Raw genomic sequence first — 6745 nt, forward strand, 5'->3', positions numbered from 1 at the left:
GCCCTGTCTTTCCGATACGATGGTGATGTAATCGATTACATAAGCGAGAGGACTACGACCAATGGCAAGCATAAAAGACGTGGCGAAACGGGCGAACGTATCGACGGCCACCGTGTCGCGCGTGCTGCGCAACGCGGGCAACGTCACTGAAGAGACAAGGCAGCGCGTGCTCGAAGCCATTGAAGCGCTGAACTACCAGCCGAACGTGCTCGGCCGGTATTTGCGGCGGATGGAGACCGAGACGGTGCTCGTCGTCGTGCCCGATATTACGAATCCGTTTTTCTCGAAGGTGCTGCGCGGCATTGAAGCGGTCGCCCTCAAGCACGGCTATCAGGTGCTGCTTGGCGATACGCAAAACGATGTCCGGCTTGAGGAGCAGTATTTGAATTTGCTGCCGCAGCGGCAAGTCGACGGGATGATTTTTTTGACCGCCCGCATCCGCAAAGAGCTGGTGGAAGAGATGGCGCGGCAGTTTCCGATCGTCTTGGCGTGCGAGTATTTGGAAGGGGCGGACATCCCGACCGTTTCGATCGACAACATCAGCAGCGCCCGCAAGGCGACAGAACACTTGATCCGTCTCGGCCATCGCCGCATTGCCCACCTGTCCGGGCCAATGAACATCATTTTAAGCCGCGACCGGCTGCGCGGCTACCAACAGGCGTTGGCGCAGCATGAGCTTGAGGCGGACGCCGCGCTCGTGCAGGAAGGCGATTTTACCTATGAGTCCGGATATAATTTAACGTTGAAGCTGCTCGCTCTTGAGAAGCCGCCGACAGCGATTTTCGCCGCCAACGATGAGATGGCGATTGGGGCGATCAAAGCGGTTCGCCATCGAGGCGGACGCGTTCCCGACGATGTGGCCGTTGTCGGATTTGACGACATTCAAATGGCCTCGATTTTTGAACCGAGCCTCACGACGATCGCCCAGCCGATGTTTGAGATCGGGCAAAAGGCGATGGAATTGCTGCTTGCGCTCATTGAAGGAACGAGCGCGCGGCGGCGTCAGCTTGTTCTTCCCGATCGGCTCGTCATTCGCGATTCGTGTGGAGGAGAGCGCTCTGAGCAAAGGGGCTGACAGCGCTCTCTGTTCGGTGCGGGGGAACGGGCGGATTTTTTTAGCATGGTGATGTAATCGATTACATCACTTAGAAAACGGACGGCGAATCGGTGGAGCATATGGGACAGAGAAAACAAATGAGCGCAAGGGGGAAAAGGACATGGGAAACACACTTCCAATCCGCCTCGGCTTGATCGGAGCCGGAGGGATTTCCAATGAACACATCAAGGCGGCGCTCGCCCTGCCCGAGCGCGTCGTCTTGCAGGCGATTTGCGACGTCAATGAACAAGCGGCCGCGGAGAAAGCGAAAACGTACGGCATCCGCGAAGTGTATCGCGACTACAAGGAACTGCTCGCCTCACCAGATGTCGATGCCGTCATCATTACCGTGCCGAACTTTTTGCACGCCCAAGTGTCGGTCGACAGTTTGCGGGCCGGAAAACACGTTCTTTGCGAAAAGCCGATGGTGACGAAAGCGGAAGAGGCGGACGCCATCATCCGCGCCCGTGATGAGTCGGGAAAACAGTTTATGGTGTCGTTGAACAACCGCTTCCGCCAAGCGGCGCAATGGCTTCATGAGCGAATCCAATCCGGCGCGTTCGGTGAGATTTATTACGCGAAAACGGGTTGGGTGCGCCGCCGCGGCATTCCCGCATGGGGGGCGTGGTTTTTTGACCGCGAACGCTCCGGCGGCGGTCCGCTCATCGATTTGGGCGTCCATATGCTCGATGTGACGCTTTGGCTGCTCGGGAACCCGAACCCGGTCGCGGTGACGGGGAAAACGTACGCGAAGTTCGGCCCGCGCCGCCAAGGGGCATGGCCGGGAACATCCTTTGCGCCTGATGCCGCCTATACGGTCGAAGATTTCGCCTCGGCGTTCATCCAGCTCGAAAACGACGCGACGGTGCTGCTTGAGACGAGCTGGGCGTCGCATATTGAAGAAGAGCGGGCATATGTCGAGTTTCTTGGCACGGAAGGCGGCGTGCGCTGGGAGTGGAATATCGCCGGAAACCGCCAAGAAGTGAAATGGTTCCGCAACGAACACGGCGTTCCGGCCGATGTCACGCTCCATTTTGATGATCAAAGCGAACGGGTGGCGCTCCTTGACCATTTCTTGACGAGCATCGCCGAGAACACGCCGCCGCTTTGCACCGCTGAACAAGGGCTTACGATCGCCAAAGTGTTAGAAGCGATTTACGAATCGTCCGAAAAAGGGCGGCAAGTTCGCATCGAATGGTGAGAAACGCTCCATGAATCGCACTGGCGTCCCAACGAGTCGCGAACATGGGGAAACATTCCAAAAAACACTCGGCCTAGCCGCATACAGGCAGGCCGAAAGAACCAAGGGGGATCCATGAATGACTACACCCATCCGCGTTGTCGTCTGGAACGAATTTCGCCATGAAAAGAAAGATGAACAGGTAAGAGCGATTTATCCGGAAGGAATGCATACCGTCATCGCGAACTACCTAGCCGAAGCAGGGTTTGACGCCGCGACCGCTGTCTTGGACGAACCGGAGCACGGCTTGACCGACGAGGTGCTCGACCGGTGCGACGTCCTCGTCTGGTGGGGGCATATCGCCCATGATGAAGTGAAAGATGAGGTTGTCGAACGCGTCCACCGCCGCGTGCTGGAAGGAATGGGGCTCATTGTCCTTCATTCCGGCCATTTCTCGAAAATTTTCAAAAAGCTGATGGGGACGACATGCAATTTGAAATGGCGCGAAGCCGATGAAAAAGAGCGTCTCTGGGTCGTCGCCCCGGGCCATCCGATCGTGGAAGGAATCGGACCGTACATCGAGCTTGAGCAGGAAGAAATGTACGGCGAGTTTTTCGACATCCCAGAGCCGGACGAAACGATTTTCATCAGCTGGTTTGAAGGCGGAGAAGTGTTCCGCAGCGGTTGCACGTTCACGCGCGGGAAAGGGAAAATTTTCTACTTCCGCCCTGGCCATGAAACGTATCCGACGTACCATCACCCGGATGTGCTGAAAGTGATCGCCAATGCCGTCCGCTGGGCCGCGCCGGTCAACCGCGGGGAAATCGTCTTTGGCAATGTCAAGCCGCTTGAGCCGATCAAAGCGAAACAAGGAGGAGTGACGCAGTGAAACCGATCAATGTCGGCATTATCGGCACAGGCTTTTCCGCTTCTTCCCATATTGAGGCGCTCCGACGCCTGCCGTTTGTGAACATCGTCGCCATCGCCTCAAGCAGCCAAGAAAAAGCGGAGGAAGCCGCGCGCCGGTTCGGGATTCCGAAAGCATACGGCGACTACCGAGCTTTAATTGACGACCCGGACGTCGAAGCCGTGCACAACTGCACGCGCAACGTCCTCCATTTCCCGATCAACAAGGCCGCGCTCGAGGCAGGGAAACATTTGTTGTCGGAGAAGCCGCTCGCCATGGACAGCGAACAGTCGGCGGAATTAAAGCGGCTCGCTGCACAAAGCGAAAGCCTGAGCGCGGTCTGCTTCAACTACCGCCACTACCCGCTCGTTGTCGAGGCGAAAGAGCGGCTCGCCCGTGAGGCGAAGCGCGTTCATTTCGTGTACGGCGGCTATGTGCAAGACTGGCTCTTGTATGACACGGACTACAACTGGCGGCTCGACCCGGCGCAAAACGGCCCGTCGCGCGCCATCGCCGACATCGGTTCGCACTGGTGCGACACAGTGCAATACGTGCTCGGAAAACGCATCGTCGAAGTGTTCGCCGACTTGCGCACCGTCCATCCGGTTCGCTACAAGCCGAAACAGGAAGGGAGCACGTTTACATCCGGCCACAACCAAGACGCGGAGCCAGTCCAGATTGACACCGAAGACGGCGGCAGCGTGCTCGTCCATTTTGACGACGGCACCCATGGGGCGTTTACGATTTCCCAAGTGAGCGCCGGCCGCAAAAACCGGCTCTATTTTGAAATCGCGGCCGATGAGATGACGCTCGCCTGGGACCAAGAGCACCCGAACCGCCTCTGGGTCGGGCGCCGCAGCGGCCCGAACGAAGAAATCGTCCGCGACCCGGCGCTTTTGTCGCCGCAAGCCGCCGCTTACGCCCATTACCCGGGCGGCCATGAAGAAGGCTGGCCGGACGGGCTGAAAAATTTGTTCCGTGATTTTTATGGCGCCATCATCCGGAAACAACGCGGCGAGGCGCTCGGGGAACTGCCGTTTGCGACGATCGCCGACGGCCACCATACGATGAGGATCGTCGACGCCATTTTGGAAAGCTATCGCACGAAACAATGGGTGCGGGTGGCGGAATAAGCGTGGGAGTTCGTTCGATCCGCTCATCCGACGAGAAGCAACAACAGCGCGGCGCGGCGGCCGTCCGGCCGTTGCGCGCCGTCAAAAGGGGGAGAATGACAAAATGAAAGTAGGCGTATTCACCGTCTTGTATCAACAGCTGCCGTTTGAGGAAATGCTGGACAAAGTCGCCGCCATGGGCATCGAAGCCGTTGAGCTTGGCACCGGCAATTACCCGGGCAGCGCCCATTGCGATCCCGACGCGCTGTTGGATCAGCCGGAAAACATCAAAGCGCTGAAAAAAGCTGTCGCCGACCGCGGCCTCGTCATCAGCGCCTTAAGCTGCCATGGCAACCCGCTTCATCCGGACAAAACGTTCGCGAAACAGTCACATGACACGTGGCGGAAAACGGTCAGGCTCGCCGAGCAGCTCGAAGTCCCGGTCATCAACGCCTTCTCCGGCTGCCCGGGCGACCATCCCGGCGCCAAATACCCGAACTGGGTCACATGCTCCTGGCCGCCGGATTACTTGGAAATTTTAAAATGGCAATGGGAAGAAGTCGTCATTCCGTACTGGCGCGAAGAAGCCGCGTTCGCCAAGGAGCACGGCATCACGCAAATCGCCTTTGAAATGCATCCGGGCTTTGTCGTCTACAACCCGGAAACGCTCCTCAAACTGCGCGAACATGTCGGCGACGCGATCGGCGCCAACTTCGACCCGAGCCACCTGCTTTGGCAAGGCATCGACCCGGTTGAGGCGATCAAACTGCTCGGCCGCGAAAAAGCGATTTTCCATGTCCATGCGAAAGACACGTACCTAGACGAAGCGAACATCCGCAAAAACGGCGTGCTCGACACGAAACATTACAGCCAAATCCTCGACCGCTCATGGGTGTTCCGCACCGTCGGCTACGGGCAAAGCGAAAAAATGTGGCGCGACATCGTCAGCGCCCTGCGCGCCGTCGGCTACGACTACGTGCTGTCGATCGAACATGAAGACATGCTCGCTTCGATCGATGAAGGGCTGTCCAAAGCCGTCGCGCTTTTGAAAAAGGTGCTGTTCAAAGAAGAACTGCCCGAGATGTGGTGGGCGTAAAAAGAAGGCGGCAAGGGAAAATGATCCCTTGCCGCCCGCCGTTTCAGCGTAAGCGCGAAAAAGACCCTCCAACGCCTGCCAAGAGGCGCACCTGCTTTAGACCACTTGCGCCGTCTCGCGGCCAACGCGCCCTTTCATGAACAGCAGCCGGTGCCCGTCCACCGTCAAATCGATCATCGCGCCATCCAACACATCATCGCCTGACTTTTTTCCGTTTGCCTGCAAGTACGCGACCCGGTACCACTTGCGCCCGTACTCAAAATACATGTACCGCCCGCGCCGGAAATCGATCCAAAACTTCACCCGCTCGCCATTTACGTTCTTCCATACATACCCCCACGCCCGGTCTTGGCGGATCGGCGCCATTTTCGGACGCGCGGAATTGATGGCTTCATAATACAGGCGGTGTTTGATGTCAAACAGCACCATCCCGTTTGCCTCCTTTTGGACATGATACTATATGTATAGCGCCAAACGGGCAAAAATAGACATGCTGGCTCACTCATTTCGTCTCAGTATTCGCCCTGCGAGCAACCGAACGGCCAACGTCAACAGAAACATTGTAACGAGTGAGTATTCCCACTTCCAACCATGATATTCGATCAAATCCGTATGCCGTTCAAAGACAACCTCAAGGGCTGTCAGCACCGCCGCATACCCCGCGCATTGCGCCGCCACACCCGGCCAGCGCGCTCGGCGCGAGGTGGCATAGACGTACACACTGACAACCGGATAGAGAAGATATTCAAAAATGACGCTGTTATTTACATAAGAAGCAAAAAAACGGACCGGATACTCGAGGAGCCCGGCCCCCGCCACGATCGAACCGAAAAAACTCGCCGCATATGCATTGAGCAAAAACGAAAGCCATACTTCCCTTGGTGGAAGAAAACGGAAGCTGAGCCCCAACAAACCGATGCCTAGCGCAGCAAGCAGCCAAAGAATCCATTGTTCCATGATCGCCTCCTGGATGCGAATGATGTCGATTTTTCTTTAGTATGGGATGAGGGAGGGGGGAGTATGTGAATTTTTTCGTGTTTTCATTTTACGACAGCGCAATAGGCCTTAGAAGTGATGGTCTTATGTATGTTCTGTCCTATGAAAAAAAGTGGAATTTTGTAAAATAGTAGGCTCTTCACCACAAAATGTACTTGACAATCAGGTTGTTTTCTGATCAAGGGTACAAAAAATGCGAAATTTCCTGTATGGTAAAGGTGACCAAACCATTATAAATGCACCTTGAAAAGTTAACCTTTGCATCACGCTGCACACCCCAAGCGTCGAAGCACCTCTTCCGGTTGTTGATCTATATATTCCATAAACCGGGCAATGGCTTGGTCAATATCCATTTGAT

Annotated in this window: 7 protein-coding genes; 5 read left to right on the forward strand and 2 right to left on the reverse strand. The window is 56.3% G+C overall.

Going from position 1 to position 6745, the window contains the following annotated elements; translation table 11 throughout:
- Positions 1-61 precede the first annotated feature (61 nt).
- The 5 genes from ETC02_RS13350 to ETC02_RS13370 all read left to right on the forward strand — a co-directional run bounded on the left by ETC02_RS13350 (position 62) and on the right by ETC02_RS13370 (position 5391).
- The gene (locus ETC02_RS13350) at positions 62-1075 is read left to right on the forward strand and encodes a LacI family DNA-binding transcriptional regulator (RefSeq protein WP_171698338.1); all 1014 of its coding nucleotides are present in this window, start codon (positions 62-64) and stop codon (positions 1073-1075) included.
- Positions 1076-1217: 142 nt separating this feature from the next.
- Positions 1218-2297 carry a Gfo/Idh/MocA family protein gene (locus ETC02_RS13355; protein WP_171698339.1) on the forward strand — a complete coding sequence of 360 codons (1080 nt, stop codon included), beginning with the start codon at positions 1218-1220 and terminating at the stop codon, positions 2295-2297.
- Positions 2298-2415: 118 nt separating this feature from the next.
- Complete coding sequence (locus tag ETC02_RS13360) at positions 2416-3165, forward strand: ThuA domain-containing protein (protein WP_011231598.1); 750 nt, start codon at positions 2416-2418, stop codon at positions 3163-3165.
- On the forward strand, positions 3162-4316 hold the full coding sequence (locus ETC02_RS13365) for a Gfo/Idh/MocA family protein (protein WP_171698340.1): 1155 nt from the start codon (positions 3162-3164) through the stop codon (positions 4314-4316). Before ETC02_RS13360 ends, ETC02_RS13365 begins: the two co-directional genes overlap by 4 nt.
- A 103-nt stretch (positions 4317-4419) precedes the next feature.
- The gene (locus tag ETC02_RS13370; protein ID WP_033017215.1) at positions 4420-5391 is read left to right on the forward strand and encodes a sugar phosphate isomerase/epimerase family protein; all 972 of its coding nucleotides are present in this window, start codon (positions 4420-4422) and stop codon (positions 5389-5391) included.
- Positions 5392-5487: 96 nt separating this feature from the next.
- Here the strand turns inward: ETC02_RS13370 and ETC02_RS13375 are convergent, their stop codons facing one another.
- The gene (locus tag ETC02_RS13375) at positions 5488-5820 is read right to left on the reverse strand and encodes a hypothetical protein (protein WP_021321796.1); all 333 of its coding nucleotides are present in this window, start codon (positions 5818-5820) and stop codon (positions 5488-5490) included.
- A gap of 69 nt (positions 5821-5889) precedes the next feature.
- Complete coding sequence (locus tag ETC02_RS13380) at positions 5890-6348, reverse strand: CBO0543 family protein (RefSeq protein WP_171698341.1); 459 nt, start codon at positions 6346-6348, stop codon at positions 5890-5892.
- Between the last annotated feature and the right edge of the window lie 397 nt (positions 6349-6745).

Origin of the sequence: Geobacillus sp. DSP4a, assembly GCF_013096875.1 — a bacterium.
GTDB classification, from domain to species: domain Bacteria; phylum Bacillota; class Bacilli; order Bacillales; family Anoxybacillaceae; genus Geobacillus; species Geobacillus thermophilus.